Raw genomic sequence first — 26,970 nt, 5'->3', positions numbered from 1 at the left:
AGCTCGTCTCCGGCTTTTTTGTGTCCGCGCCAAAACTCCAAAAAAAACGGCTCCCGCAGGAGCCGTTATTTGATCAACCTTTCGGAAGAGATCAGTGCACGTGGCCGTGCTCCTGCTCTTCGTCAGTTGCTTCGCGAGCTTCTACCACTTCTACGTCGAAGTGCAGAGTCTGGCCCGCCAGCGGGTGGTTGGCATCAATAGTGACGGTTTCGTCGCTGACTTCCACAACACGAACGATCTGGGGACCGCCCGGAGTCTGAGCCTGGAACTGCATGCCCGGCTCGATGGTGTCTACGCCTTCAAAGGCAGAGCGCGGAACCGGCTGAATCAGCTCTTCGTTGACTTCGCCATAGCCTTCGGCGGGAGCAACGGATACTTTCACCTGATCGCCTGCGTTCTTTTCGTTCAGCGCACTTTCCAGTCCACCGATAATGTTTTGTGCACCTTCCAGGTAAGACAGCGGCTCACGGCCTTCTACACGGGAGGAATCGAGTTGCTCTCCCTGGTCGTTAGTGAGCGTGTAATGGATGGTGACAACACGAGGTTGGGCCATGTGATCTCCTTGCGTGTCGCAATGACTGTGTATTTAGATTGTAGGCAATCGAAAGTGTTCGTGAACAGCCATACTGCACAGAGGGACTAACGACCACCGGGCCTCGTTAGAGAGCCAGGCTCGGTAACAAGTATGAAAACACAGTTTAACAAGTGACAGACTGCGTTTTCTACCCTATTTATAAAGGCGAACTTCCGCTTTTCAACCGCCCTGCCCGATTTTCCAGAATTTTCCGTGACTAAGCACGCCATACTGGGTTTCCCCATTTTCGTGCCGTTCTTCCACCAGATCAGCCAGCTCGTAGAATGCCGCCGTCACCAATCGGGCATCAATACCGTGGCGGACGTAAACCACTGGGCGGGGCTCATCGCTGTTCGGGTACTGGCTCACTGCCAGGGGATGCTCGGGCCCTATTTCAAGAATCTCACCTACGCTGGTGGTTAGTGAGAGCACTTGCCCTGCGCCCTCTCCTTTGCGCTCCAGGGAGTGTGCCAACAAGGGGGTGTCTTCCACCTGGATGCGCCATTTCTCGACAGGTGTGACCAGGTAATGGTGCCCGTCGTCTTCCCGGCGCAAAATGGTTGAGAACAGTTTAACCGTGGCTTCCCGCGCGATTGGGGCTCCCTGATAAAGCCACTGGCCGTCTCGGGTGATCACCAGGTCCATGTCGCCGGACAACTCCGGATGCCACTGGTGCAGTGGCGGAAGGCCCTTTGCGCTACTGTGTTGCTGTACCGATCGTTCGATATCATCAGGCTTCATGTTCATTGGCGGAAACTCCCAGGTTACAGGCCGCGCATCCATTCGGCACGCAGCGGCGCCGCGCCGGGGTCACGAATAGCAAGGTCAACCTCGCCGAGAAGTCGCTGCTTATCGCGCCCAAGGTTGCCCTTGAGGACCAAGTAATTGGATGCGTGATCACTACGGAATATGGTGCTGTCCAGTTCCAGGTGCTCGAGAAACACCCGAATCTCTTCGAACAGACCCTGCTGACTCAGGGGAACGAAGTCGTCGCCGAAACCAGCGCGAAAGCGCTCCTCACCCTGGGGAAAGCTCACCACCAGCGTGGACAGGTAATCGGGCTGAGTCTCGTTGCACAAAGTGGCCGTGTTGATGGCATGCTGCCGGGAGAGCTCCTCGCCCCCCAGACCGTTGAGCACCATCACAGAGCTGGTCAGCCCCGCCTGCTTTATCTTCTCCAGAGCCGACCGGGTAGACTCCCAGGTTTCGCCCTTGTTGATTCGCCGAAGCACTTCGTCATCACCCGATTCCATACCGACGTACAAAATGCCCAAACCGGCTTCCCGCAACTCGACAAGTTCTTCCACGGATTTCCTGGCCAGGTTGCGGGGCAAACAGTAACTCGACACCCTCCGCAGACCTGGGAAAGCCTGCTTCAGGTCTGCCAGAATTTCCAGTAAGCGTCGGGTTGGCAGAACCATGGCGTCGCCGTCCGCGAGAAACACCCTTGGTACGGATTCGAAGGCCTCAGCGGCCCGGGCAATATCACGGCGGATATCGTCGGGTTTGCGCGCGCGGAATTTTTTCTGGGGTTGGGTGTACATTTCACAGAAGGTGCACTGGTTCCAGGAGCACCCGTTGGTTACCGGAAGTATCAGCGATTTGGCTTCACTCGGTGGCCGGAACACCGGCTCAACGTATTCAATCGGAAAGCTGTACATGGCGTCTCAGCAACAATTCAGGGAAGTTGGATATGGGTAAGATCAGGGCAAAAACTGGGCTTTCAAGTCTGCGCAGCCGGGTCCCACCACTGGCATGTCGAGCAACACCGCCTGCGCAGTCATGAACGGTATGCCTTTGCGGTGGCCATCCACCAGCAGGGTGGACAGACAGCCAACGAACGGCATGTGAGACACCAGCATCAGCGGCGAGGCCTTGTTCTCCAGCAGCAAATCGAGGCACTTTCCGGGGTCGTCATCCGGGGTGATGACCGGACATTCTTCAACCGGGCAATTGAGCACTTCAGACACGATCGCCGCGGTCTGGCGGGCGCGCGTATACGGACTGGCCCAGATTCGCTCCGGCCGCCAGGGAGACTTGGCAATCTGCGCAGCCACAGAGGCGACTCCGGCTCGGCCGGCTTCCGTCAGCTCCCGTTCCTGGTCCAGGGTGTGCCAACCGGCCTCACCATGGCGCATGATGATCAGATGCAAGGTAATCCTCCCTGCCCGGCGCGGGCTTACTGACTGATGGTACGGGGCAGAATAAACTCAACGTCGGAATTCTGTACAGCCATCATCAGGCTGTTGATGACCGCGTTGATGGAGGCGCCTTCGTACAGGATTTCATAAAGCCCCCTCACCAGAGGCATATAAATACCGATGGCCTCTGATTTCTCCCGGACCAGCTTCAGGGTATATATACCCTCGGCTACCTGCCCCAGCTCCTGTGCAGCTTCGTCAAGCTTCTTGCCTTTACCGACCGCATAACCCACCCGGAAGTTCCGGCTTTTGTTGGAGGTACAAGTGGCAATGAGATCACCAACGCCAGCCAATCCCATGAAGGTCATCGGGTTGGCGCCCAGGCTGACCGCAAAACGGCTCATTTCCGCCAGGCCACGGGTAATCAGCATCGCCTTTGCGTTCTCGCCCATTTCCAGGGCGTTGGCCAGTCCGGCTACGATCGCGTAAATGTTCTTCAGTGCTCCGGCCAGTTCCACCCCGTACACATCGACGTTGGCGTAAACCCGGAAGTACTCGCAACCAAGCAGCTCCTGAATGGCCCGGCGCACATCCGGATCTTTGGCGGCAATCACCGTGGCCGTCAGCTCCCGGTTAACAATCTCGCCTGCCAGGTTGGGGCCACTGAGTACGCCGGTGCGGCAACGGGGAATTTCTTCCTGAAGGATCTCGCTCATCAGCTTGAAGCCGTGTTCTTCGATGCCCTTGGTCAGGCTGACAACAATCTGGCCGTCCCGGAATACCTGGCTGTTTTCCCGGATAACGGCACGAAATGCCTTGGACGGAATGGCAACCAGCACCACCTCCGCTTTGCGAACGGCATCTGCGAGATCAGTCGTGGGCTGGATATCGCCCTCCAGGGTGATACCTGGCATATAGCGTTTATTAATACGGTTCTGACGAATATCTTCGGCCTGCTCTTCATCACGCATCCAGAAGTGGACGGTGTGGCCATTCTCGCCAAGTACCTTGGCCATGGCAGTGCCGAAACTGCCGCCACCCAGAACGGCGACGTCACGAGGGCCCGCTCCAGCGGTGCGGTAGGTTGCGTTTTCAGACATATCTGTTCCGTTTTGTTGCTTCGGGGGCACCGCAGGGAACGCGTAACCGAACGTTCAGCCCGGTTCTTCGCACTCCAGTGCGCGCACCAGGTTCTTGAATTCTTCCCTGTTTTTGCTGTTCATACCCATCAACACTTTGTGGGCGTCGAGCACTTTATCTCTGACCTGCTGTTCACTGGCCTTCAGTACGGGGATTTCTTCGAGCTCTTCAATTCTGGAGGCAGGCTCCCGGACAATGATGAAAATCTTGTCGAAGCCCATAGAGGCGATAATGCGGGTAATGTCGGGGTTGGTAGAGATCAGAGTTGGCAGGAATTGACTTTGTTTTTGCGCCGCCAGGGCTATCTTGGCCAGCAGGCCCAGGGTAGTGCTGTCGATGATTTCCGTTTCCGTGAGATCGACCACAACCGTTTTGAACTGGGGATCACGGGTGATGGACTCAACCAGATTGTCCAGCGTCGAACACAGGTTCAGCCGGATTTCCCCAATAAACTTCAGGACGTAGATTCCCTGCTTCTCAGCTTGCAGGATTTTATAACCAGCCATTTTCACACTGCCACTAAGTCGACGACGTGTTGTCTGAACCATCTATGGTATCAGTTACCGATACTATCGCGATATCATCCGGCAGCTCCGAGATCTTACCAAGCCCCAGAGCGTCGCTCAGCGATGCGATAGTGTGACTACCTCCTGATACGAGTTCAAGTAGTGTCTTCTCCTTTTCATCCAGGGATTTGGCAGGAATCACTTCCAGAATCCCGTCTGAAAACAGCAACAGCCGGAACGGCTTGTCCAGCTTGACCTCGTAAACCTCCCACTCTGGAGCCTCAAACAACCCTACCGGGAGCCCACTGCCTTCCAGAAAACGGGTTTCGCCGCCCTCGAACGACAAAATCGGCATCGGGAAGTGTGCACCAACCGCATAACTTAATGTACGGGTGGAAATCGAGATAATGCCAACAAATACGGTTACGTGCTTACCGAGACCAGTATCCAGAAGCTCCGAATTGATCCGTTCCAGAAACCGTTCCGGGTACAGGATATCGTCGCTGGATTGGCGGCGCATATTGCGCTGCAGGCGATTGGTCAGGTTCTTGAGCAGCACCGTGACAAACGCCGAGCTGGCGCCATGCCCCGATACATCGGCAATATAGACCAGAACTTTGTCTTCGGTGATGCGGAAGTAGTCCAGGAAATCGCCGCTCAGGTAGAGCGAAGGCTTGATCAGGTGGTCCACCTGTAAACCGGACAGACGCAGCTCGTGGTCCGGTAACATTTTGAGCTGGACCTTGCGCCCGGCATTCTGGTCAGCCCTCAATTCCGCGATACCGGTGCGCAGTTCGCGGTTGGCTTCTTCAAGCTCCTGCCGGTACAACTGGTTCAGGCGATTCACCCTTACCCGGTCAAACAGTTTGCCGATAACGTCGTCCAGGGCGCCCTTGTCGTCGTTACAGGGTTTAAGAACAACATCCGCTGCACCTGCTCTGAGGGCCTGGACAATCTCCGCACTGGACTCACTGCAGGTACAGGCAACGATAGGGGTAAAGCTGTCGGCTTCATCCAGTCGCTTTGACAGCTCTCGGATGGCCTCGGGGGGCAAATCTGCAAAGATGACATCGGGAATGTTATCTTCGAAAAGGCTTCGGGCGGCGCTGACATCGGGAAATCCAGTCACGTAGAAGCCTCTCGCTTCAAGGTAGCGGGACAAATCCGATCTAGCCTGTTCGTTGGCGTCAATAATCAGAATGCGCTCGGTGCGCGAGGTCATGTTGATGGCCTTAAACTACCAGCGATAAAAGAGAAATTGGCTTCATTACGCCTATTCTGGCATGCCCCTGTGATATAACAAGGGCCGTGTCATTAAATTGGGAGATTTGTAACCATGCGACGTGCCGTCAACGACCTGCTCGGAGCCTACGACAAGCTCATCATGGACCCCGTGCACGGCGGCATTCCCTTGTATCGGCATGAAATCCAGGTGATTGACCATCCCCTGTTCCAGCGTCTGCGAAACATCTGCCAGAACGACATCCTGAGCCTGGTGTTCCCCGGCGCGACCCACTCCCGGTTCCTGCACAGCATTGGCGTAATGCATGTGGGCACCCGCATGTTTCGTTCAATGATCGACGCCTACCTTCGGGAAAGGCAACTCAGCGAACGCACAGATCTGAGCCTGAGCCAGCTGGACGCCATCGATTACCTGGCCAAAACCATTCGCCTTGGTTGCCTGCTGCACGACAGCGGCCACTCCAGCTTTTCGCACCAGTTCACCCAGGCCCGCCGCATCCGGGAACTCATGTCGCGCCCCCAGCGTTTCCGGGACCTCTGGCGCGGGGTCGACTTCACCCGTTATCACCCGGAGGAACCAGGAGAACTGGAACATGAACATTATTCCGTCCGGGTTGCCCATGACGTGCTTTCATCGGTAGATCTGGATAACGCTGGGCTGAACGCCGTTGATGTCATTGGCATCATGGAGACCACCGACGTAACCCCAAGCGACACCTTCTGCCGCCACGCCCGCACCTTCTGGGCATTCATTGCCGGCGAAGATGCGGTCGCCGGCACCATCGGTGAACAGGACGTGCCGGCCCTGGTCATGGGATTGCTGTCGTCCATCGTGTCCGGTGAGATCGACGCTGACCGGGCAGATTACATGCTGAGGGATGGTTTCCACAGTTCCGTTACCATCGGCGGGTTCAACCTGGACCACCTTCTAAGCAACCTGAGGTTTGGCTGGGATGTGTCCGAACCCTGGATGGGCCTGGCGATTACCCAGAAAGGCCTGGGTGCCCTGGAAGATTTCGTTTACAGCCGGTATCAGATGTACCGGAAAGTCTACGCCCACAAAACAGCCCTGGGTTTCGACTGGCTGCTGCGGGAAGCCATCAACGAAGTACTGGAAGACGCGGAAAGCTTCGACTGGATCGACACCTGCCTGAGCGATATGAGGTACTTTGCCGAGCTGACCGATAACTTCTTCTGGGAAGCTTTCCGGAAAGTGGCCCGCAAGCATCCGAAAAGTTATTCATTCTGCATAGTAAACCGGGTGAAGCTGCACCACCTGGATACCCGGGAAAATCTCGACAAACAGCAGATTGCCGACCACAGCCACTGGCTGGCTGGCGAGTTGGCCATGGACCCGGGCAACGTGGTGACCTGCTCCATGCGCGCCCGTTTCTCGAATATCCAGGACAACTTCAACGGCATAAAGGTATTGGTGAAGAATCCGATCTCCCGGGAGCGCTCATTGCGCAAGATTACCGAGGTCAGCGCGTTTTTCTCGAAGTTTGGTGACGGCACCATCACCCATTTCTACAGCCGGCCGGAAGTCACCAGGATGGCGCCTCCCGACCTGCTTGAATAGACTGGTGCGCTACTGAATCGCGGCAACCAAGCGGGTGGCGCTTTCCCACGCGCCTTCCACCCGGCCGCCAGCCAGCCAGTCGCCCGCCAGCCCAACCCCATTCTCGGCATCGTACCGATAACCGGGCTGACTACTCCAGGCCGACCGGGCATAAAGCCAGCGGTGGGCCACCGTCTCATCGGGCCGGGCATCGGCACCGGTTAACGCCGCGAATTCGCCTACCAAAGCGTTGCTGACATAGCCCGGCTCTGCATCCACATGGGCCTTGGTCCACTCCGGGGTGGCATGCAGTACCCACCATTGGCCGGAATCATCCCGGCCCGGTTTGGAGGAGTTGTTAGCAACCCAGTAGAGCACCTCAGAGTGCGGGCGCATGGCGTCTGCGTCTACCTCCGGTGGCTCCGAATAGTGAGCCGCCACTGCCCAACACGGGAGAATCTGATCAACCGGCTTTTCCAGCTCTTCCGCCAGCCCGTCAAGCTGGCTCGCCCGTAACAGTTCCTGGGCCTGGGCCGGGGGCGCGGTGATGATCACCTGGTCGAAAACACCGTGGTTCAGTCCTTCTGTACACACCAGTTGCCACTGGTTACCGGAACGCTCCAACCGTTCAATCCTCACCTGGGCAGTGACATCAACGTGAGCAGACAATGCGCGGGTGATGGCAGTCATTCTCGGTACGCCAACATAACGCTTTTCTTCCGGAAACGCCTGCCAGTTCAGGGTGTCGTCCTGAAAACGAAATCTGGCCGGCCATTCGAGGAACGCATCGCTTCCCGCCCAGCGCTGCAAGAACGAAAGAAACTCACGGTTGCGGGCGGTAAAATATTGAGCACCAACATCGGCAGAGCCACTACCCACTCTCTTGGAGGCCATACGACCACCGGGCCCGCGACTTTTCTCAAACACCGTGACACTATGGCCCCGTTGGCCAAGTAAAATTGCAGCCGTGAGGCCTGCCAGACCTGAACCGATAACCGCTACGCTGCGTATTGATGTGGTGTCTGATGTCACTTTAAGCATGGTTGTATATGGCCCGATTGAATTACTGGTTAACAAACATTCTGAGATGGTTCGATTCCGAAGCCGGTTCAGATCACCTGGACTCCAGTTCCAGATCCTTTAACTGGGTGAGAGTGCTGCCTTTTATCGCATTGCATCTTGCTTGCCTACTCGCATTTTTCACTGGTGTCAGCACGTTTGCCGTCGTGTTCGCCGCAGCCTTTTTCATCATCCGGATGTTTGCCATCACTGGCTTCTATCATCGTTACTTTTCCCACAAGACATTCAAAACCAGTCGCGCCGCCCAGTTTGTGTTCGCCGTACTGGGTGCCAGTTCGGCCCAGCGGGGCCCATTGTGGTGGGCCGCTCACCACCGCCATCATCACCAACACTCCGATAATGCGGAAGACCTGCATTCGCCCCACCACGGCGGGTTCTGGTGGTCTCACGCTGGCTGGTTTACCTGTGATGCCGGTTTCAGCATGGATGAACGCCGGGTACGAGACTGGTTGAAGTTTCCGGAACTCAAGTTTATCAACCGTTTCGATTCATTGATCCCGGTGGCGGCAGCCGTGCTGATCTACCTCCTTGGTGAAGCCCTGGCGGTTTGGGCACCGGGGCTGGGCACCAATGGTTTGCAACTGCTGGTTTGGGGATTTTTCATCTCAACGGTGTGCTTGTTCCACGCGACGGTATCCATCAACTCCTTGTCGCACGTGTGGGGAAAACGCCGGTTCGAAACCGACGACGACAGCCGAAACAATTTCTGGCTCGCGCTCATTACGCTGGGCGAAGGATGGCACAACAATCATCACCGGTGGCCACAATCCGTGCGCCAGGGGTTCCGGTGGTATGAAATAGATATTACCTGGTACGGGCTCTGGGCGTTGTCCAAGCTCGGGATAGTGTGGGATTTGAATCCAATACCGGCACACATCCAGAAAGAAACCCGTGAATTGGACGAACAGAGGAGGAAGCGCAAATGACGACTGCTTCTGCCATCGAGGTCGGCTCACCGAACCCCGCCCTGCCAGCTGTGCTCGACCAGTTCTGCGCCTTGTTCAATCAGCTGGATAAGGGCAATCTGCACAAACTGCAGCAGGTTTATGGTGAAGACATCGAGTTTCAGGATCCATTTGGAACGGTGAACGGCCTGGATGAACTGACGAATTACTTTGCCGACGCCTACGGCAACGTTATCCGCTGCCAGTTCCGCTTCAACAGCCCAGTGATCCAGGACTCCTGGTGCACGATTCCCTGGGTAATGGAGTTGCAGCACAAACGCATCAAAGGGGGAAAAACCGTAGAGGTTGAGGGTATCAGCCACCTCCGGATTCTGGACGGTCGGGTACGGTACCACCGGGATTACTTCGATGCCGGCCAGTTACTCTATGAAAATCTTCCGGTAGTGGGCGGCGTGATCCGCTGGGTCAAGGAGCAGGCAGGATGAGCAGACGCCTGGAAACCGCCAGCAACATCTGGCTGACCGGCGCATCGTCCGGTATTGGCGAGGCACTGGCAAAACAACTTGCCACCCACGGGCACAGGCTGATTGTCACCGGGCGCCGGAAGGAGGCACTGGATGCCCTGGTGAATCAGCATCCCGAACAGATGCTGGCAGCCCCCGCCGACACCACCAGTAAGAGTGATCTTGAGGCTTTAAAGGATTCTCTGGGCCACTTTGGTGATCTGGATATGGCGATACTCAATGCTGGTACCTGCGAATACCTGGAAATCGCCGAGTACGACAGCCGCGTTATTGAAGCCAACATGATAACCAATGTGGTTGGCACCGCCCGCAGCCTGGATATCGTGCTCCCAGCGCTCAGGGCCACACGGGCCAAAGGTAAACCGGCAACACTGGTGATCGTCAGCTCGTCGGCCTGGTGGTTTCCCTTTGGCCGGGCAGAGGGTTACGGCGCTTCAAAGGCTGCCCTGACCTACTTTGCTCACGCGCTGCGTGCCGACTTGGCGGCGGAAGGCATCGACGTGGTGGTGGTCTCACCGGGCTTTGTAAAAACACCTCTGACGGACCGTAACGACTTCCCCATGCCCTTCATCATCAGCTCGGAAGATGCAGCCCACCGCATCGTTAAAGGGCTTGAAAAGGGTAAAACGGAAATCGCCTTTCCCCGGCGTTTTACCTGGCTGCTCAAAGCGCTGGGCGCCTTGCCTCAAGGCCTTGTGGATCGCATGGCCGCATCCATGGCCCGTAACAACCACTCTTGAACACTTCGGTAACAGGAAAAGATTGCATGAACCCGAATCGTCAGCGTATTGCTGTGATTGGTGCCGGTGTATCCGGCTTAACGGCGGCCTGGCTGCTCAGCGAAAAACACGACGTTCAACTGTTCGAGGCTGGCGATTATGCGGGCGGCCACACCAACACCGAGCAAGTTGAGGCTGGCGGGCGCGTTTGGCCGGTGAACACCGGTTTTATCGTGTTCAATGACTGGACCTACCCGAATTTTATCAAACTGATGGACCGCCTGGACGTAAAGTCGGAAGTCAGTAACATGAGTTTCAGCGTGGACTGCCATGTGTCTGGCCTGCAGTACAACGGGACCAGCCTCAATACGCTGTTTGCACAGCGCAAGAACCTTCTTAACCTGAACTTTCTGAAGATGATCCGGGAAATCCTCCGGTTCAACAAGGAAACTCGCGCCGATCTCGCTGCCGGCCAGATTCCAGAAGGTGAAACCCTGGGCGAATACCTGAACCGCAACCGCTACAGCCGTTATTTCCGTAACAACTACATCGTTCCGATGGGTGCTGCTATCTGGTCTGCCCCGGAAATCGTATTGGAGCAGTTCCCGATCCGGTTTTTCCTGCAGTTTTTTAACAATCACGGCATGCTTTCGGTGGACGACCGCCCAACCTGGCGGGTGATTTCCGGTGGTTCCGCCACCTACGTGGACAAGATGATGGCGCGGCTGGGCGACCGCACTCACCTGAACAGTCCGGTAACGGCGATTACTCGGGACGAAGAAGGCGTCACCATTGTCGTGAACGGCCAACAGCACCGGTTCGATCAGGTTGTGCTGGCCTGCCATAGCAACCAGGCGCTGGCGATGCTGAATGATCCGACCGATCAGGAACGGGACATCCTTGGTGCCATCGGCTACCAGAAGAACGATGTAGTGTTGCACACCGATGCCAGCGTTTTGCCATCCACCCGGCTGGCCTGGGCAGCCTGGAACTACATGATTCCCGAACACAGCACCCAGCCGGTGTCGGTGACCTACAACATGAATACCTTGCAGAACTTCGATGATGCGCCTGAAACCTTCTGCGTTACGCTCAACCGCAGCCATGACATCGACCCCGCCAAGGTCATCAAGCGATTTGAATACGACCATCCGGTGTTCACCCTCGAAGCCGTGGCCGCCCAAGAGCGCTATGACGAGATCGGCAACCGTAACCGGACCCACTACTGTGGCGCCTACTGGTTCAACGGCTTCCATGAAGACGGTGTACGCAGCGCATTGCGCGTTACCCGCGCGTTCGGGGTGGAGCTCTGATCATGGCCAGCCAGTGGCTAGAAGGCACTATAAGACATAGGCGTAAGATTCCGGTTTTGCACGAGTTTAAATACAAGATCGGTATGCTGGCGTTAGACCTGGATGACTGGGAGACCATCACCTCTTCGAGCCCGTTCTTTTCCCTGGAACGGTTTAACTGGATGTCTCTGTACCGACGGGATTACCTGAACCCGGAAGTGCCCAGTCTGCGCCAGGCAGTGTTCAACCAGGTGAAAAGCGCCACTGGCTGGGCACCGGACGGCCCAATAGAGCTGATCACTCATCCGCGCTACCTGGGGTACGTCTTCAATCCAGTCAGCTTTTATCTTTGCTACAACCACGGCGAAAGCCCTCAAAACGGCGACGTTCCCCGAGTGATTCTGGCGCAGATTACCAACACACCCTGGAAGCAACGCCATGTTTACTGCCTTGAGTGCCATCAGCCCGGACCTACCCTGACCGGGGCGTGGCATACCGAACGCTTTGCCTTCAGCAAACGCTTTCACGTGTCCCCGTTCAACGGCATGGCTCAGCAGTACCAGTGGCTGTTCAGTTTCAAAGGCCCCGAGCTACGTATTCACATGAACGTGCAACAGGGACAGGAAAAACATTTTGATGCCACCCTGGTAGTCCAACGCAGCCCGTTTGAACGTAAAACACTGCACAGAAGCCTGAGGCGTTTTCCCCTGGAAACCCTCAAAGGCACGGCCGGCATTTACTGGAATGCCCTGAAGCTGAAGCTCAAGGGCGCGCCTTTCTACACCCACCCGGACAAGCTGGACAAAACGGACAGCCAATATCGAAAGGGCGTGGAAGATAAAGGCGCAGAGATCACTTTAACACCGGCACCCAGGCACTCAGATTCAGATATAGCGGGAAGGGTAAGCTCATGGAGAACCTGAACACATCCGTAGACAGCCAGCGCACCAGCCAAACGCCGCTGGTAAGCCGGATTGCAAAACAGCTTGTCTGCCAGCAGCTGTCACAACTGGCCCACGGCAAACTGGTGGTCAAGGAATACGGTGCTGAGGATCTCGTCTACGGTGACGGGGACCCGCAGTATCCGACAGCGGAACTGGTCATCCATGATCACACCACCTGGCGTGATCTGGTGACTGGTGGCAGCGTTGGGGCCGCCGAGTCCTTCGTTGCAGGGGACTGGAGCTCTCCGGACCTGACCGCCCTCCTGCGTTTTTTCAGCCGAAACCTGGACACCATGAATGCCTTTGAAGACAAGTTCAGCTGGGTAAGCAAGCCGACCCTGAAAGCGCTGCATTGGCTGAACCGCAACACCCCTGCCGGTTCGCGTAAGAACATCAGTGCCCACTACGATCTGGGTAACGATTTGTTCCAGCTCTTTCTTGACCCAACCATGATGTATTCATCGGCCATTTACCCGAGCGCGGACTCAACACTCGAAGAAGCCGCGGTCTACAAGCTGGATACCATCTGCAAGAAGCTGGACCTGCAGCCAGAGGACCGTGTGATCGAAATAGGCACCGGCTGGGGCGGGTTTGCCATTCACGCCGCCAAGCATTATGGCTGCCACGTAACCACAACCACCATCTCCCGGGAGCAGCTTGAGCTGGCCAAAGAGCGGGTGAAAGCCGAAGGCCTTGAAGACCGTATCACCCTGCTGTTTGATGACTACCGTGACCTGACCGGGCAATTCGACAAGCTGGTGTCGATCGAAATGATTGAGGCCGTTGGACCGCAGTTCCTGGACAGCTACCTGGCCCAGATCAGCACGTTGCTCAAGCCGGACGGCCTTGCCCTGGTGCAGGCTATTAATATGCCGGAGCAGCGTTACGACCGGGCCCTGAAGAACGTCGACTTCATTCAACGGTACATTTTCCCGGGCAGCTTCATACCCTCATTCGGAGCCATTATCACGTCCATGCGCCGCGGATCCAACCTGGTGCTGACCCACTCCGAAGACTTCGGCTTCCATTACGCCCGCACCCTGCGCGACTGGTGTGACCGGTTCATGGCAAACCGGAACACCCTGCTTGAACGTGGCTACGACGAGGCCTTCCAGCGTCTATGGCACTTCTACTTTGCCTACTGTGAGGCGGGCTTCAGCGAACGGGCCATTGGCGTGGCCCACCTGGTGCTGGCCAAGCCCGCCAACAAACGCGCCAACATACTCAGTTTATGATCGCCTCAGACACCGCCCGCAATATCCTGAACTTCGCCCTGTTCCAGACAGGCTGGCTGGTGTGCGTTCTGTTTCCCGGCCTGGCTGCCGCCGGGCTGGTGTTGATATTTCTGGCCATCCACTTTGCGTTGGTGAGCCAGAAGCGCTTTACCGAGCTCCAGTTCATCGGCTTCGGGGTGGTGCTTGGCAGCCTGATGGATACACTCTGGTTCCGAACCGGTGTACTGGGCATCAATGGTTCCGATGAAGTGCTGGTTGCGCCCCCCTGGCTGGTCGCTATCTGGGCCATATTCATGACCACCCTGTGCCACTCACTGGGCTGGATAGCGCAACGCAAATGGCTACCTTATGTGTTTGCGCCGATCGGAGGGCCGTTCGCCTATTGGTCCGCCAGCAAACTGGGTATCGTCACCCTGCCCGACCTCACGATCTCTCTGGCCGCCATGGCCGTGGGGTGGTTCCTGTTATTCCCGTTGCTGCTTTTCGTTCGGAAGACCCTGTACTCGGAGTTGCAGCCATGATTCGTTCAGCCATTACCTTCAGCGCCCTGACCATTCTGGCACTGCCCGTAAACGCCAACCAGTTCGTGTTCACCGGCACAGCCAAGAGTAACGGTGGCACGTTGCTTTACCAGGAAGTCCATCGGGTTGAGGGCCATTGTGCGGAAGGCATCTTCGAACCCCAAACTCACTCAGTGAACTACCGAAAGGAACCTGGCGAGGACCCCTTCGCAACCAAACAGATGAACTATGAAGACTCCTCGCTCCGCCCGAGCGTGGATTTTCAGCAACCGGACTTCAACGAGAGCCTGAAAATCACCTACCCGGAGGCGAACCGCCTGGATATTGAATGGCAGACTCCCGCCGGCGACGTTGAGAGGTACGAGGTAGATTTTGATAATCGGTTAGTGGTGGATGCCGGTTTTGATCATCTGGTCCGGGCCAACTGGGGCAAGGTTACCCGGGGGGAGTCGGTGGAGTTTCGCTTCCTGGGCCCGACACGGGGCGAGCATTATGGGTTTGTACTGGAACCCACCCGCAATAACCAATTGAACTCCGATGTTGTCCTTCGTATTCGCCCCACCAGCCTGGTTCTCCGGCTTCTGGTTGACCCTATCGTGCTGGGGTACAACAAAGAGGGCGCACTAACCGAGTACCTGGGCCTTACCAACATCCGTGAAAACGCAGATGCCAATTTCACCGCGCACATCCGCTACGAGGTGGAACAATACCCGGATTGTGAACTGACGCCCTGAACCCGGCCCGGCCGCCAAACAGATAACCGGCCACGGTGTGGTAAACTCTCGGGCAAAACGTACCGGAGACTCCACCCCCATGATGTTTGTGTCGTTTAACGTCAACAGTATCCGCACCCGTCTGCACCAGCTTGAAGCTGTGATCGAGCAACTGAACCCGGATATCATCGGGCTTCAGGAAACCAAGGTTACTGACCAGGAATTCCCGGTAGATGACATCCGCAAACTCGGCTACCACGTGCACTTTCACGGCCAGAAAACCCATTATGGCGTCGCCCTGCTCTCCCGGGCCGAGCCCGAGTCGGTCCAGAAGGGATACAGCACCGATGACGACGATGCCCAGCGCCGTCTTATAACCGGTCGCTTTACCGTGAACGGAGAGCCGCTGACCGTGATCAACGGCTACTTCCCCCAGGGTGAGAGCCGGGATCATCCGGTGAAATTTCCCGCAAAACAGAAGTTTTACCGGGATCTGATGGCCTACCTGGACGACTTGAAAAGCCAACCTGGCCATGTGATCGTCATGGGCGACATGAACATCTCGCCCACAGACAAAGACATCGGCATTGGCGCGGATAACGCCAAGCGCTGGCTGCGCACCGGGAAATGCAGTTTTCTGCCAGAGGAACGGGAATGGCTTGCCCAGGTTGAAAGCCGGGGATATACCGACGTCTTCCGGTACCTTCACCCGGACGAGGCCGATACCTTCAGCTGGTTTGACTACCGCAGCAAAGGCTTTGAACGGGACCCTAAACGGGGCCTGCGAATTGATCTGATTATGGCCAGCGACAGCCTGCTGCCCAAAGCCACAGAGGCCGGCGTATCCTATGATATCCGAGGTATGGAACGGCCATCAGACCACTGCCCGGTATGGGCGCGGTTTGACCTCTGAGGAATCGATTCAGCGATTATGAAAAAAATCAAAACCAGGGACAGGATTCTCGGCACCAGCCTGGCGCTGTTCAACAGCCTGGGCGAGCCGAATGTCACCACCCTGCTGATCTCCGATGAGCTGGACATCAGCCCGGGCAACCTCTATTACCACTTCAAAAGTAAGAGCGACATTGTCGACGAGCTGTTCCAGAGCTTTGAAGCAGAAATGGTGGACTTACTCGCGGTGCCGGACGACGCCGATATTTCACTGGACCAGTTCAGCTTTTTCCTGCATTTGCTGTTTGAGGCTGTCGCCCGATATCGTTTTCTGTATCAGGATCTGGTGAACGTGCTGTCTCGCTACAGCCAGCTGCAAGTGCGGTTTAAACGGATTCTGGCGAAGAAAAAAAATGCGTTTCGGGTTTTGTGTGAGAGCTTTCAAAGCCAAGGGGTCATGACCATCAGTGAAGACGAGCTGCTCTCACTGTGCGAACAGCTCACCCTGACGGCCTGCTATTGGAGCAGCTTTGACACGCTGTCCCATCTGGATGACCGGGAATCGGTAGATCCGGGCAAGGGAGTATATCAAATGCTGCACCTGATCCTTCCGTACCTGGCGGAACAGGAGCAACAGGAGATTCAGCTGACCAGCCGCAGCTACCTTTGAGGGTTATTCTTCTTCATCCGAGGCTGGTGAATCACCCCGCAATCTGGCCAATTCGCTTTCCAGCGCTTCAATCCTGCGCTCCATCGCTTCAATTTCCTCGCGCCGGTGAATACCAAGGCGACGCAAAGCACCGGATACGCGCTGGTCGAACATGTGCTCAAGCTTGTCCCAGGTTCCGGTCGCCTTTTCCTTAACCTCACCAACGCGACCCTCTACGGTCTTGATCTGCTTTTCCACCACGCCCCGGGTCCTGGTTTCCAGTTGCTCACCCTCCTGCACCAGGCGCTCAAAAAACTTACCCGCGTCTTCCTCGGCCTTGGTGTATGCACCCAGACCCGCAAGCCAGATCTGGCGGGCGGAATCCTTAATTTTGTCCGCCAGATGCGGATCATTTTCCGGGTTTTTATCGTCGTGGTCTGACATGAATACCTCTTGGCAACAAAGCGGGAACGGTCTGGCCCCATTGTATTACAGCCAAACGGGGATTTCAGTGGTCATACACACCTCCCTGAAACCCGCATAACGAAGGGGCGCAGTATAAACACCCAAGGCATATGAAAAAATGTTTTCAAACGAAAGCCGCTCTCACTTGAACTGCTCACATTATGGTCAATACTTCCCGTTACCGGCATCCCAGTTGATGTCGGTTTGTCTGGAAGTCTTTCATGGATACTACTCGCACGCCTCTGCCCGGCATTCCTTGCCGGGCTTTTTTTTTGGTATTATCGCCCATATTTATAAGCTTATTCCTCAAAGAGAAACCTGGAGTACGTAAATGATTGAGATTGCCTGGAGCCAGTTTACCCCTGGCACTGCACTGACTGGCGGTATTCTGATTGGGCTGGCCGCCGCCAGCTTCCTGCTTCTGAACGGCCGCATTGCCGGCATCAGCGGCATACTCGGCGGTTTGCTTACCCCCACCAGAAGCGACATTCTGTGGCGAATTGCCTTTCTTGCCGGGCTGATTGGGGCACCAGCGATTTGGACACTGGCAGGCCAGTTACCACCTATCGAAATCAACGCCGGTTACCCTGCCCTGATTGCCGCCGGCCTGCTGGTGGGCATTGGAACACGCTATGGGTCTGGCTGTACCAGCGGTCATGGGGTTTGCGGTTTGTCCCGGCTGTCAGTTCGTTCCCTGGTGGCCACCCTCAGCTTTATGGGCATGGGGTTCGTGACCGTTTATGTTATCCGTCACCTGATTGGAGCCTGAAGCCGTGAAATATCATATTGCTTCCCTGTTTGCCGGCCTGATTTTTGGCCTTGGTTTGATTGTTTCCGGTATGGCCAACCCGGAAAAAGTCCTCGGATTTCTGGATATCGCCGGTGCCTGGGACCCATCCCTGGCCTTTGTCATGGGCGGTGCGGTTGTTGTTGGGCTGATAGCCTTCACCATCGCCCGCAGACGTACATTGTCATTCCTGGGCTTCAACATAAAGCTCCCCACCAACACCCAGATCGATAAACGGCTGGTCGTCGGTAGTATGATGTTTGGGGTCGGCTGGGGTATTGCCGGATTCTGCCCGGGGCCGGCTTTGGTTGCCTTTGGTGCGGGCGAAATCAAAGGCGTGGTCTTTGTTGCATCGATGGTCACAGGTATGATTCTGTTTGAAATTGCTGAGCGTATACGGGCATCATCCGGTCATAACGCCTAACCCCTGAGCAACACGAGCCGATCACAGCATTGTGCCGGGCCCCAAGGGGCCCGTCTTTGAATCCCCGGCCATCAACCATTGGAGCCCCAAGTGGATATCAGAAAGATTGATGAAACCCTATCGGTAGCCCCCCAGATTTCGGTTCAGGATGTTGCCGAAATTGCCCGGCTCGGCTTCCGGACCCTGGTTGCAAATCGCCCGGACCGTGAAGAGCCCGGCCAACCCGCCATGGCGGACATAGAAGCGGCAGCGCGGGAACATGGCCTGGAGTGGGTATTCCTCCCGGTGGAGTCTGGCAATATCACCGACCAGGACGTTGACCAGTTTGCGCCGATGATCCGGAATGCCGATAAACCCGTACTGGCCTTCTGTCGCTCTGGAACCCGCTGTACCGTGCTGTGGGCCCTGAGTGCCGCACGGGAAACCCAGCCGGAGGAGATTCTGTCCAAAGCTCATCGCGCGGGATATGACATCACGGGCCTTATACCGCGATTGGCACAGCAGGCTGGCAAGCATTAACCCACCACCATCGGATAGCATCAATGCCATATAAAGGGACGGATCAGTTCAGCCATAACGAGCCCGAACGCCTGGGGGTACTTGTGACCAACCTTGGCACACCAGACGCCCCCACCACACCAGCGCTGAGAAAGTATCTTGCCGAGTTCCTGTGGGACCCAAGGGTGGTGGAAGTACCCCGCCCCATCTGGTGGTTGATCCTCCATGGCATCATCCTGAGAATCCGGCCAAGAAAAAGCGCCCAGGCCTATGCCAGTGTCTGGCAACCGGAGGGCTCTCCCCTGCTGATACACACCGCCAAACAGGCGGAAGGCATTCGGGAAGCGCTGAAGAAAAAGTATGGCAGCAACGTGGTGGTGGGTTTTGCCATGCGCTACGGCAACCCGTCAATTTCCCGGGTATTGGAAGACATGCAGCAACAAGGTGTTCGCAAGCTGCTTGTCCTGCCGCTGTACCCCCAGTATTCGGCATCCACCACGGCGTCTACCTTTGATGCCATCGCCGCCGACTTTACCCGCCGCCGCTGGCTGCCGGATTTCCGGTTTGTGTCTCACTATCACGACTACCCGCCCTACATTGAGGCCATGGCACGCCATATTGAGGCGCACTGGGCCAATCATGGCCGGCACGAAAAACTCATCCTGTCGTACCATGGCGTCCCCCTGAAATACCTGCTCAAGGGCGATCCTTATCATTGTGAATGCCATAAAACCTCACGCTTGCTGGCCGAACGGCTTGGCCTTGGCCAGGACGACTACCTGACGACCTTCCAATCGCGCTTTGGGCGGGAAGAATGGCTGCAACCCTACACCGACGAAACCCTTAAATCCCTACCGGAAAAAGGTGTAAAATCTGTAGATGTCTTCTGCCCGGGGTTCTCTTCGGACTGCCTCGAAACCATCGAGGAAATCAACGAAGAAAACCGGGAATACTTCATGGAGTCCGGGGGTGAAGCCTTTGGCTACATCCCTTGCCTGAACGCCACACCCGGCCATATCGACGCATTGGTGCAACTGGTGGAAGACAACCTGAAAGGGTGGGCCGTGCCTGACAACAGCCCGGACAATCTGGCTGCCAGGCAGAAATGCGCAGAAGCCCGGAAACAGGCGACGTTTCCCGGCCGGACGGATATCTGAGACGACCGGTACGCTATGAAACTGAATTGCGATCTCGGCGAGAGTTACGGCGCCTGGCAGATGGGCCAGGACGATCTGGTCATGCCCCTGATCGACATGGCTAATGTGGCCTGTGGGTTCCACGCCGCAGATCCCATGGTCATCCGCAACACGCTGGCGCTGGCATCGCGTTACCACGTGGAGATTGGCGCTCACCCTTCGTACCACGACCTCAGCGGATTTGGCCGGCGGTCTATCCACCACACCCCGGAAGAAATCGAAGCCCTTCTGCTTTATCAGTTGGGCGCCCTGGAGGGCATGTGTCGTAAAGAAGGTTTAAGCCTGAGTTACGTGAAGCCCCACGGCGCCTTGAACAACGACATGATGCGGGACCCAACCCTGTTGCACGCGGTCATGGTTGCCACCCGAATCTTCCGGCAGGATCTGCCCCTGATGATTCCGGTCACCCGGAAATACCGGGAGCATCAGCAAATGGCCGCCGATGTCGGCGTTCCCCTGCTGCTGGAAGCCTTTGCCGACCGAGCCTACGACGACGAAGGCCAACTGGTGTCCAGACGCCAGGCTGGGGCGGTGCACGAAGACCCTGAAATCATTGTGCGCCAGGCCCGGTACTTTGCCGAAAAAGGTGGCGTATTCAGTGCCACCGGTAACTGGCTTGAACTTCCTGCAGACAGCCTGTGCGTTCATGGCGACAACGAAGCCGCGCTTGAGGCGATCAAGGCCATCCGCAAGGCTCTTGGCAAACCCGGGCAATGATTGAAGCGGTTTCGGAAGATACCATCCTGATTACCCTGGCCGAGGCCATCGACGAGAGCCTGCCTGCCCGCATCGCCGGACTTGCCGACAACATTCGCAGTGCCGGTTCCCCCTGGTTAGTCGATATAGTTCCCTCGTATACAACGCTGATGGTGGTCTACGATCCATTGAAGATCGACTTTCGGCAGGCTGTGTCTGAGCTAAGGCCACTGGTTACCCTCGAAAACACCTGTAAGCGCGCGCCGGATGTGAAGGGCCGACTGGTTGAGCTACCGGTTTACTACAGCACCGAGACCGGGCCTGACCTGCAATGGCTGGCCTCAGAGTGCGGCCTGGCGTGCGAGGACATCATCCGCAAACACAGCGCCGTTGAGTACCGGGTCCATGCCCTTGGGTTTGCTCCCGGATTTGCCTTTATGGGGCAAGTGGACCCCACCATCGCCGCGCCCCGAAAGACCAGTCCCCGAAAACGGGTGCCCGCTGGCAGTGTTGGCATAGCCAACCGGCAGACCGCCGTATACCCGCAGACGTCCCCTGGCGGCTGGCAATTGATTGGCCGGTGCCCGACACCCTTGTTCGACCAAAACAGCCTGTCGCTGCTCAGGGTCGGCGACCGGGTGAGATTCAAAGCCATAAGCCGGGAGGCGTTTCTGGCCGAGGGCGGGGAGCTGACCCCATGAGCTTTCTGGAAGTCGTCCGCCCCGGCGTACAAAGCACCGTTCAAGACAGCGGTCGTCGGGGTTATCGCCACCATGGGCTGGCCGCAGGCGGCGCGCTGGACCTGATCAGCTATACCTGGGCCAACAAGCTGCTGGACAACCCTCGCAATGCGGCCTGTCTGGAGATAGTGCTGGGTGGATTTCGTGCCATTGCCCATGGTGCGCTTCAGGTAGCCCTCACCGGCGCCAGAACACGCGTAACGGTGAACAGGCAAACGGTTGATTTGTGGCAAACCCTGAACCTCAACGATGGTGACGAACTAACGATTGACCACTCAACGCACCATCGGCTTGTCTACCTGGCCGTGGTGGGTGGGTTGGATGCGCCGGAACAATTCGGGAGCCGTTCAGTGGTTGTTCGGGAAAAGCTCGAGGGCCGGAGCCCGGTGCAGGCGGGGGATCGATTGATGCCATTGCAGCCAAAACGGAAAGTGCCAGAGCGGAAAGTACCCGATCACCAGCGCCCCAACCTTGATGGAGAGGCGGTTATCCGGCTGATTCCGGGCTATCAATACCCTCAGTTTCAGCGAGCGGATATCATCCGGCTAACAACCAGCCGCTATACGGTTGGCGACCAATCCGACCGCATGGGCTTTCGACTCCAGGGAGCGCCCCTGAGCTCCCCGCCCCCCGGAATTATTTCCGAAGGCATCGCCCTTGGAGCCGTCCAGATTCCCGGTGATGGTCAACCTATCGTCTTGCTGAACGATTGCCAGACCATTGGTGGCTACCCGAAGCCCGGCGTCGTTCCCGCCGTGGATTGCGGCCTTCTGGCCCAACAACTGCCTGGTGCCAGCGTCCGGTTTGAATTGTGTGACCTGGCTACGGCGCAGAATCAGCGTCGCCTGTTTGAGCTCCATTACCAGCACACTCGCTGGTGTCGGAGCGGCCAGGAACTTGAGTGGCTCTGATACCACCGGCATGGTCCAGGTCGGGAACAGCCTGGCAAAAGGTGCACTCCTCGGTATCCACTGCAGCACCGCCCGTTTCAACGTAACGCACCCGGTGGCTAGCGCTCCCACGATTGGCAGAGACGGCAAAGCGCCGGTTCTTTCGATCCTGCTCGGTTTCCGGAATCTGGCTCTGATCCTGATCCATTAAAGCACCTGCTCACAACGGGCATTCGATTTCACACCAGTGTACTGGATTCGCAAAGAAGTTTAATACGCAGGAAGTTACGTAGTCTGTCGAAGGTATCGATTGGGGAGTATAGAGACCGGTGTCAGGAAGAAAAGTGGCGGTGGGCCAGGGATTCGAACCCCGGGACGGCTATTAACCGTCGGCGGTTTTCAAGACCGCTGCATTCAGCCACTCTGCCAGCCCACCGTCTTACCGAAAAAACGCCAGAAGGCGTATTTCCGTTGCTGCCGTTGCGACAGCGGGTGGAATGATACCGGATTTGCCATTACTGTCAACGCCTTGAAGAAAAAACGTTGGAAATTCCACTGGTTCTGGTCACGGTGCGAGCAAGATTACACCAGTTTAATGGAATCCATTGGGGCATTTTCTGTCGTAAATGATTGAAAGTTGCGGATTCGACATTATCATGGGACTCAGTATCCAGTTGCAATAAACGGAGATGACAATGGAAGACAGACGTTTCGGCGTTCAGAACAACCAGGCTGCCTACCCGCAGTCCGGTCAAGCCACCGGCGTAACAGCGGGCATTGATGAAGATGCGCTGAAGGTACTGCGCAACACCTACATGCTGCTGGGCATGACCTTGGCCTTCTCGGCCCTGACTGCGTTCCTGAACATGAACGGCACGCACCCGGGCTTCCTGATCACCATCGTTGGCTATATTGGCCTGCTGTTCGCGACCTATAAGCTCAAGAACAGCCCCTGGGGCATCGTAACCACCTTCGCCCTGACCGGCTTCATGGGGTACACCCTGGGCCCGATCATCGGCGCGTTCGTTGCCGCGGGTGCCTCTCAGATTGTCGCCCAGGCACTGACCCTGACAGCCGTAGCCTTTGTTGGCCTGTCAGCCACCGCGCTGATCACCAAGAAAGACTTCAGCTTTATGTCCAGTTTCCTGACGGCCGGTGCGTTCGTGCTGATCGGTGCCATGCTGCTGGCCTTCTTCATGCAGAGCTCTGCCCTGCATCTGGCGGTATCCGCTGGCTTCACCATTTTCGCCTCCATCATGATCCTGTTTGAAACCAGCCGGATCATCAAAGGCGGCGAGCGTAACTACGTGATCGCAACCGTTGGACTATACGTGGCCATCTACAACCTGTTTGTCAGCCTGCTGCACCTGCTGGCGGCATTCAGCGGCGACGATTAATTCGCCAGAGCAACGCGTTGAACAGGAACCCCGGCCTTTGCCGGGGTTCTTGCTTTCGGTAAACTGAAATCCGATCCATTCCTGACCGGCAACCTATCGTTATGTCCCCTGGCCTTTCTTACACCCTGGTTATTACCGGCGCTCCCTGGTCTAGCCAGGCACCACAAACAGCACTGGCATTCGCACAGGAGCTGATTGCAGCCGGCCACCACATCGACCGGGTGTTTCTTTATGGCGAGGGCGTACACCTAGCTTCAGCCCTGAGTACGCCCCCCTCCGATGAACCCGACTGGCCAGGCCAGTGGGCAGATTTCCTTGCTGACAACCAGACGCCTGGGGTCGCCTGCATTGCCTCGGCCTTGCGCCGGGGAATCGTCGACCAGGGCGAACAGGCAAGGTATGAACTCAGCGCCAACAACCTTCGCCAGCCTTACCAGATAGCGGGCTTGGGGGAATGGGTGGAAGGCAACCTGAAGTCTGACCGTGTGATCTACTTTCATGGGAGCCACTAAGATGACCACCTTGATTGTGATTGATCAGGCTCCGTATGGCTCCTGGTCCGGTCGCGAAGCGCTGGATATGGTGTTTTCCCTGGCAGCCTTCGATCAACCAGCGGCATTGCTCTTTATCGGCGCTGGCGTTAACTGGCTGCGCAAATCCCAGGATGCCGGAGGCATCGGCCAGAAAACGGTTGAAAAGAACCTTGCTGCGGCACCGGTGTTCGGAGTCGAACAGATTCTCGCGGAACAATCCGCCTGCGAGCGTTTTCGGCTTGGTGAGGGAGACAGGCTGAATGGCGTGGAACTGATTCCATCGGTCAGAGACGCCCTTGATCGCTTTGAACGCATCGTTTTTGCAGGCTAAGGATGACGGAATGACACAGGAACAAACGATTCAGGCGACACTTCATATCCTGAACAAATCACCCAGTCACCCAAGGTTCGCAACCTGTCTGGCAGCCCTTCACGAAGGAGACACGCTGGCACTAGCGGAAAATGCGGTACTGGCGGTAACAGACAGCACTGCTGGCCTCCCCCGAAACTGTGTTGCCCTTGGCGCAGACCTTGAGGCCAGAGGCCTGGCAGGCAACCCCAATGTACAAATCATTAGCTATGGCGATCTGGTGCGCCTGACCGCCGAACATTCACGTACGGTGAGCTGGTAATACAATGACGACTTTGCCGTTGCGCAACAACGAGGGTTTTCTGGAAGACGCTGGCAGCTGGACCCCTGAGGTAGCACAGGAGATTGCCGCCGAGGACAGCATAAAGCTAAATGAAAATCACTGGGAGATCATAGATTTCCTGAGGGAATTCTACAAACAACATGAAATGTCTCCGCCGTCAAACCGGTTATTTGTGAAGGCGGTGAAAGAAGCGTTCGGGGACGACAAGGGCAACAGTATCTACCTGATGCAGCTATTCCCGGGCACACCCGCCAAAACCGCCTGCCGGATTGCCGGGCTGCCCAGACCAACCAACTGCCTTTGATCAGCGATCGCCCTGCCCTGGTGGCCGGCTACCACTGCTGGATTGGGATTTCTGCATTTCGGCAGTCGAGCCCAGAAAACTGCTGAGCCCATTCTCGAACAGATTGGAGCCAAACTTCAGGAATTGCTTGGTCGATTCCTTGGTCGCGCCTTCCCATGCATTTTGCGGGAGCTGCCGGACGGCATCGGCGACGCCTTTGTTGACACCCTTGGCCACCTTGGGCTCGATCTGGTCAGCGGCTTCCACCAACTCCCGCATGCGTTCAGCCAGCCAGGGCCGAACCACGAGGTACCAGAACGCAAACAGAACCGCCGCCACCGTACCAGCGGTCAACAGCACCTGAACAATCATCAAAACCCACACAGACATTACCTGTCTCCCTTGTTAGCCACCCAGTGGCGGCATCGGCAGCTGGTTCATCGCGATAAACTGAATCAGGCCGGCCACTGCGCCGAACAAGCCTCCAACAAACATCAGCTGGAGCTCTTCTTCTCTGAACGCCGGCCGCAATATGTCCTGGAACTCCTCCGGACGGAGCGATTTCATCTGGCCCGCCAGCACACCGGCCACAATGGGCGCCCGCTCTTTGTTAAAAGCGGGATCGTTGAACACATCCCGGGTGGCGATCACCGCCTTCTGGTTCATCACTCGCTTGAGATCAGTGTAGCCAGTCATACCAACCGTCACCTGTGCCGCCAGCTTCATAACCATGGAGTTATCCAGCATCGGACGCAGATGCTTCTGGATGATAGCTCGGGTTCTTGCTCCGTGCTGGCCATTGATCATGGCGTCCGCCACCTTCTCAACGGTGATCAGTTCCTCGGCCACCAGACGTGCCCAGGTATCACTGATCTGCTCCTGACGGCGCAGAAACAACCCCTGAATCCGCCAAAACAGAACCCGGCGAGGGCGAAGCGGTGCAAAAATCAGATTAATGGCGATCCAGTTGGTGATAAAGCCAATGGCAAAACCACCGACCGGCAGCAGCCATGGCTCCGGATAGGCCAGCCACAGCGGCGCCAGGATGGCACCCAGCAAACCGCCAATGATGGCACCACGGTTGATGACCGATTGCAATTCAACGGAACCGGCTTCCCGGAAAATGCGATTCATCAGGTCAGGATGATTCTGCAATTCGCGGCTGAGCAGTGCTTTCAGATCCACCAGCTCATTCAGGTCGTCACCGAAATCCTCAACCAGCTCTTCAATCCTGTCCGGCAGCTGCTGCCTGGCCCATTGGTAGATCCTGGCGCGAACAAACAGCGGCAGGTTATCCCACAACACCGGCTGCACTTCGTACATGACTTCGTCGATGTATTCATCCATCCGTGGTGAAACCTGTGCCACCACCTGTTGAACAATGCGCTGGGGCTCCAGCTTTTGATAGACGGTATTCAGATCACCAAACTGCTGCAGCGTCCGGTCGATACAGATGTGCGCCATCTTCTCGGCTTTACGGGGGATAACACCCTGCCAACCAATAACGCCAATGCCGATGAAACGCACCGGGTGAAATGACATCTGTATCGCAAGCCAGTTCGTAAACCAGCCGACGACAGCAGCCATCACAGGTACGGATAAGAGAGCAAGGTCGAGCAAGTGTTACCCCGGTTTCAAGTCTGGCGGCGATGGCGCCGCTGATATCACTGTTTTTTATGGCACGGTACAGCAACCGTGCACGGTTCTGTTAGTCAACAGGATGATGGAGTATTGCAGATATCAGGACATTGGCCGTGTAGCCACGAAAGACAGG

35 protein-coding genes and 1 tRNA gene are annotated in these 26,970 nt (G+C 56.7%); 24 read left to right on the top strand and 12 right to left on the bottom strand.

Features of this window, described 5'->3' with window-relative positions; genetic code table 11:
• Positions 1 to 91: 91 nt before the first annotated feature.
• The 7 genes from C7H10_RS16705 to C7H10_RS16675 form a co-directional block, all read right to left on the bottom strand.
• Entirely contained in the window at positions 92 to 553 is a 462-nt protein-coding gene (locus C7H10_RS16705; RefSeq protein ID WP_058089788.1) for an FKBP-type peptidyl-prolyl cis-trans isomerase, read from the bottom strand.
• A gap of 201 nt (positions 554 to 754) precedes the next feature.
• Complete coding sequence (locus C7H10_RS16700; protein ID WP_106696032.1) at positions 755 to 1,321, bottom strand: DUF1285 domain-containing protein; 567 nt, start codon at positions 1,319 to 1,321, stop codon at positions 755 to 757.
• A gap of 17 nt (positions 1,322 to 1,338) precedes the next feature.
• The gene (locus C7H10_RS16695) at positions 1,339 to 2,235 is read right to left on the bottom strand and encodes a radical SAM protein (RefSeq protein ID WP_106695741.1); all 897 of its coding nucleotides are present in this window, start codon (positions 2,233 to 2,235) and stop codon (positions 1,339 to 1,341) included.
• Positions 2,236 to 2,277: 42 nt separating this feature from the next.
• A complete protein-coding gene (gene sixA / locus C7H10_RS16690) occupies positions 2,278 to 2,727 on the bottom strand; it encodes a phosphohistidine phosphatase SixA (protein ID WP_106695740.1) in 450 nt (149 codons plus the stop codon).
• Between the two features lie 26 nt (positions 2,728 to 2,753).
• Entirely contained in the window at positions 2,754 to 3,815 is a 1,062-nt protein-coding gene (locus tag C7H10_RS16685; protein ID WP_106695739.1) for an NAD(P)H-dependent glycerol-3-phosphate dehydrogenase, read from the bottom strand.
• A 54-nt stretch (positions 3,816 to 3,869) separates the two neighbouring features.
• The gene (locus tag C7H10_RS16680; protein ID WP_058089783.1) at positions 3,870 to 4,361 is read right to left on the bottom strand and encodes an STAS domain-containing protein; all 492 of its coding nucleotides are present in this window, start codon (positions 4,359 to 4,361) and stop codon (positions 3,870 to 3,872) included.
• Between the two features lie 13 nt (positions 4,362 to 4,374).
• Positions 4,375 to 5,583, bottom strand: a complete 1,209-nt coding sequence (locus tag C7H10_RS16675; protein ID WP_061332882.1) for a PP2C family protein-serine/threonine phosphatase — start codon at positions 5,581 to 5,583, stop codon at positions 4,375 to 4,377.
• Positions 5,584 to 5,697: 114 nt separating this feature from the next.
• Between C7H10_RS16675 and C7H10_RS16670 the strand changes: the two genes are divergently transcribed.
• A complete protein-coding gene (locus C7H10_RS16670; protein ID WP_061332881.1) occupies positions 5,698 to 7,182 on the top strand; it encodes an HD domain-containing protein in 1,485 nt (494 codons plus the stop codon).
• 9 nt (positions 7,183 to 7,191) lie between these two features.
• Here the strand turns inward: C7H10_RS16670 and C7H10_RS16665 are convergent, their stop codons facing one another.
• Positions 7,192 to 8,202: an NAD(P)/FAD-dependent oxidoreductase gene (locus C7H10_RS16665; protein WP_106695738.1), complete on the bottom strand. Its 1,011-nt coding sequence runs from the start codon at positions 8,200 to 8,202 to the stop codon at positions 7,192 to 7,194.
• Between the two features lie 8 nt (positions 8,203 to 8,210).
• Here C7H10_RS16665 and C7H10_RS16660 point away from each other — a divergent pair, with 8 nt between their 5' ends.
• The 10 genes from C7H10_RS16660 to C7H10_RS16615 all read left to right on the top strand — a co-directional run bounded on the left by C7H10_RS16660 (position 8,211) and on the right by C7H10_RS16615 (position 16,655).
• Positions 8,211 to 9,167, top strand: a complete 957-nt coding sequence (locus C7H10_RS16660) for an acyl-CoA desaturase (RefSeq protein ID WP_061332879.1) — start codon at positions 8,211 to 8,213, stop codon at positions 9,165 to 9,167.
• Positions 9,164 to 9,631 carry a nuclear transport factor 2 family protein gene (locus C7H10_RS16655; protein ID WP_106695737.1) on the top strand — a complete coding sequence of 156 codons (468 nt, stop codon included), beginning with the start codon at positions 9,164 to 9,166 and terminating at the stop codon, positions 9,629 to 9,631. The genes C7H10_RS16660 and C7H10_RS16655 overlap by 4 nt, the downstream gene beginning before the upstream one ends.
• Positions 9,628 to 10,410 (top strand): SDR family NAD(P)-dependent oxidoreductase, encoded by a 783-nt coding sequence (locus tag C7H10_RS16650; protein WP_106695736.1) that lies wholly within the window; start codon positions 9,628 to 9,630, stop codon positions 10,408 to 10,410. Before C7H10_RS16655 ends, C7H10_RS16650 begins: the two co-directional genes overlap by 4 nt.
• A gap of 26 nt (positions 10,411 to 10,436) precedes the next feature.
• Positions 10,437 to 11,702: an NAD(P)/FAD-dependent oxidoreductase gene (locus C7H10_RS16645; RefSeq protein ID WP_106695735.1), complete on the top strand. Its 1,266-nt coding sequence runs from the start codon at positions 10,437 to 10,439 to the stop codon at positions 11,700 to 11,702.
• 2 nt (positions 11,703 to 11,704) lie between these two features.
• Complete coding sequence (locus C7H10_RS16640; protein WP_106695734.1) at positions 11,705 to 12,604, top strand: DUF1365 domain-containing protein; 900 nt, start codon at positions 11,705 to 11,707, stop codon at positions 12,602 to 12,604.
• Positions 12,592 to 13,860 (top strand): SAM-dependent methyltransferase, encoded by a 1,269-nt coding sequence (locus C7H10_RS16635; RefSeq protein ID WP_106695733.1) that lies wholly within the window; start codon positions 12,592 to 12,594, stop codon positions 13,858 to 13,860. Before C7H10_RS16640 ends, C7H10_RS16635 begins: the two co-directional genes overlap by 13 nt.
• Positions 13,857 to 14,381, top strand: a complete 525-nt coding sequence (locus tag C7H10_RS16630; protein WP_061332873.1) for a DUF2878 domain-containing protein — start codon at positions 13,857 to 13,859, stop codon at positions 14,379 to 14,381. The genes C7H10_RS16635 and C7H10_RS16630 overlap by 4 nt, the downstream gene beginning before the upstream one ends.
• Positions 14,378 to 15,115 carry a hypothetical protein gene (locus C7H10_RS16625; RefSeq protein ID WP_106695732.1) on the top strand — a complete coding sequence of 246 codons (738 nt, stop codon included), beginning with the start codon at positions 14,378 to 14,380 and terminating at the stop codon, positions 15,113 to 15,115. The genes C7H10_RS16630 and C7H10_RS16625 overlap by 4 nt, the downstream gene beginning before the upstream one ends.
• 79 nt (positions 15,116 to 15,194) lie before the next feature.
• On the top strand, positions 15,195 to 16,007 hold the full coding sequence (gene xthA, locus C7H10_RS16620) for an exodeoxyribonuclease III (RefSeq protein WP_106695731.1): 813 nt from the start codon (positions 15,195 to 15,197) through the stop codon (positions 16,005 to 16,007).
• A gap of 18 nt (positions 16,008 to 16,025) precedes the next feature.
• The gene (locus C7H10_RS16615; protein ID WP_061332869.1) at positions 16,026 to 16,655 is read left to right on the top strand and encodes a TetR/AcrR family transcriptional regulator; all 630 of its coding nucleotides are present in this window, start codon (positions 16,026 to 16,028) and stop codon (positions 16,653 to 16,655) included.
• Positions 16,656 to 16,658: 3 nt separating this feature from the next.
• On the opposite strand, the gene C7H10_RS16610 is transcribed toward C7H10_RS16615, so the two are convergent.
• Positions 16,659 to 17,078, bottom strand: a complete 420-nt coding sequence (locus tag C7H10_RS16610; RefSeq protein WP_106695730.1) for a phasin family protein — start codon at positions 17,076 to 17,078, stop codon at positions 16,659 to 16,661.
• A gap of 352 nt (positions 17,079 to 17,430) precedes the next feature.
• Between C7H10_RS16610 and C7H10_RS16605 the strand changes: the two genes are divergently transcribed.
• The 8 genes from C7H10_RS16605 (at position 17,431) to C7H10_RS19225 (ending at position 22,541) form a co-directional block, all read left to right on the top strand.
• Positions 17,431 to 17,868, top strand: a complete 438-nt coding sequence (locus C7H10_RS16605; RefSeq protein WP_061332865.1) for a YeeE/YedE family protein — start codon at positions 17,431 to 17,433, stop codon at positions 17,866 to 17,868.
• A gap of 4 nt (positions 17,869 to 17,872) precedes the next feature.
• Positions 17,873 to 18,310: a YeeE/YedE family protein gene (locus C7H10_RS16600; protein ID WP_106696031.1), complete on the top strand. Its 438-nt coding sequence runs from the start codon at positions 17,873 to 17,875 to the stop codon at positions 18,308 to 18,310.
• Between the two features lie 90 nt (positions 18,311 to 18,400).
• Positions 18,401 to 18,829 (top strand): protein tyrosine phosphatase family protein, encoded by a 429-nt coding sequence (locus C7H10_RS16595; RefSeq protein ID WP_106695729.1) that lies wholly within the window; start codon positions 18,401 to 18,403, stop codon positions 18,827 to 18,829.
• A 23-nt stretch (positions 18,830 to 18,852) separates the two neighbouring features.
• A complete protein-coding gene (hemH, locus tag C7H10_RS16590) occupies positions 18,853 to 19,965 on the top strand; it encodes a ferrochelatase (protein ID WP_106695728.1) in 1,113 nt (370 codons plus the stop codon).
• A 15-nt stretch (positions 19,966 to 19,980) separates the two neighbouring features.
• Positions 19,981 to 20,721, top strand: a complete 741-nt coding sequence (locus tag C7H10_RS16585; RefSeq protein ID WP_106695727.1) for a 5-oxoprolinase subunit PxpA — start codon at positions 19,981 to 19,983, stop codon at positions 20,719 to 20,721.
• On the top strand, positions 20,718 to 21,401 hold the full coding sequence (gene pxpB, locus C7H10_RS16580) for a 5-oxoprolinase subunit PxpB (protein ID WP_106695726.1): 684 nt from the start codon (positions 20,718 to 20,720) through the stop codon (positions 21,399 to 21,401). Before C7H10_RS16585 ends, pxpB begins: the two co-directional genes overlap by 4 nt.
• The gene (locus tag C7H10_RS16575; RefSeq protein ID WP_106695725.1) at positions 21,398 to 22,351 is read left to right on the top strand and encodes a 5-oxoprolinase subunit C family protein; all 954 of its coding nucleotides are present in this window, start codon (positions 21,398 to 21,400) and stop codon (positions 22,349 to 22,351) included. Before pxpB ends, C7H10_RS16575 begins: the two co-directional genes overlap by 4 nt.
• A complete protein-coding gene (locus C7H10_RS19225) occupies positions 22,338 to 22,541 on the top strand; it encodes a hypothetical protein (protein ID WP_167392910.1) in 204 nt (67 codons plus the stop codon). The genes C7H10_RS16575 and C7H10_RS19225 overlap by 14 nt, the downstream gene beginning before the upstream one ends.
• A gap of 134 nt (positions 22,542 to 22,675) precedes the next feature.
• Here C7H10_RS19225 and C7H10_RS16565 read toward each other — a convergent pair.
• Positions 22,676 to 22,766 (bottom strand) — tRNA-Ser (locus C7H10_RS16565).
• A 259-nt stretch (positions 22,767 to 23,025) separates the two neighbouring features.
• Between C7H10_RS16565 and C7H10_RS16560 the strand changes: the two genes are divergently transcribed.
• The 5 genes from C7H10_RS16560 to C7H10_RS16540 all read left to right on the top strand — a co-directional run bounded on the left by C7H10_RS16560 (position 23,026) and on the right by C7H10_RS16540 (position 25,217).
• Positions 23,026 to 23,727, top strand: a complete 702-nt coding sequence (locus tag C7H10_RS16560; protein WP_058089752.1) for a Bax inhibitor-1/YccA family protein — start codon at positions 23,026 to 23,028, stop codon at positions 23,725 to 23,727.
• A gap of 101 nt (positions 23,728 to 23,828) precedes the next feature.
• The gene (gene tusD, locus C7H10_RS16555; RefSeq protein ID WP_106695723.1) at positions 23,829 to 24,239 is read left to right on the top strand and encodes a sulfurtransferase complex subunit TusD; all 411 of its coding nucleotides are present in this window, start codon (positions 23,829 to 23,831) and stop codon (positions 24,237 to 24,239) included.
• 1 nt (position 24,240) lies between these two features.
• Positions 24,241 to 24,591 (top strand): DsrE family protein, encoded by a 351-nt coding sequence (locus C7H10_RS16550; RefSeq protein WP_106695722.1) that lies wholly within the window; start codon positions 24,241 to 24,243, stop codon positions 24,589 to 24,591.
• Between the two features lie 10 nt (positions 24,592 to 24,601).
• Entirely contained in the window at positions 24,602 to 24,892 is a 291-nt protein-coding gene (tusB, locus tag C7H10_RS16545; protein WP_106695721.1) for a sulfurtransferase complex subunit TusB, read from the top strand.
• Positions 24,893 to 24,896: 4 nt separating this feature from the next.
• Positions 24,897 to 25,217, top strand: a complete 321-nt coding sequence (locus tag C7H10_RS16540) for a TusE/DsrC/DsvC family sulfur relay protein (protein WP_106695720.1) — start codon at positions 24,897 to 24,899, stop codon at positions 25,215 to 25,217.
• Here C7H10_RS16540 and C7H10_RS16535 read toward each other — a convergent pair whose 3' ends face one another.
• Both C7H10_RS16535 and C7H10_RS16530 read right to left on the bottom strand, forming a co-directional pair.
• On the bottom strand, positions 25,218 to 25,586 hold the full coding sequence (locus C7H10_RS16535) for a hypothetical protein (RefSeq protein ID WP_061332841.1): 369 nt from the start codon (positions 25,584 to 25,586) through the stop codon (positions 25,218 to 25,220).
• A gap of 15 nt (positions 25,587 to 25,601) precedes the next feature.
• Positions 25,602 to 26,738 carry a DUF445 domain-containing protein gene (locus C7H10_RS16530; protein WP_228703981.1) on the bottom strand — a complete coding sequence of 379 codons (1,137 nt, stop codon included), beginning with the start codon at positions 26,736 to 26,738 and terminating at the stop codon, positions 25,602 to 25,604.
• Between the last annotated feature and the right edge of the window lie 232 nt (positions 26,739 to 26,970).

The organism is Marinobacter shengliensis (assembly GCF_003007715.1).
In the GTDB taxonomy this organism is placed as follows: Bacteria; Pseudomonadota; Gammaproteobacteria; order Pseudomonadales; family Oleiphilaceae; genus Marinobacter; species Marinobacter shengliensis.
Note: the sequence above shows the minus strand (reverse complement) of the source record. Positions and strands in the feature narration are given on the sequence as shown.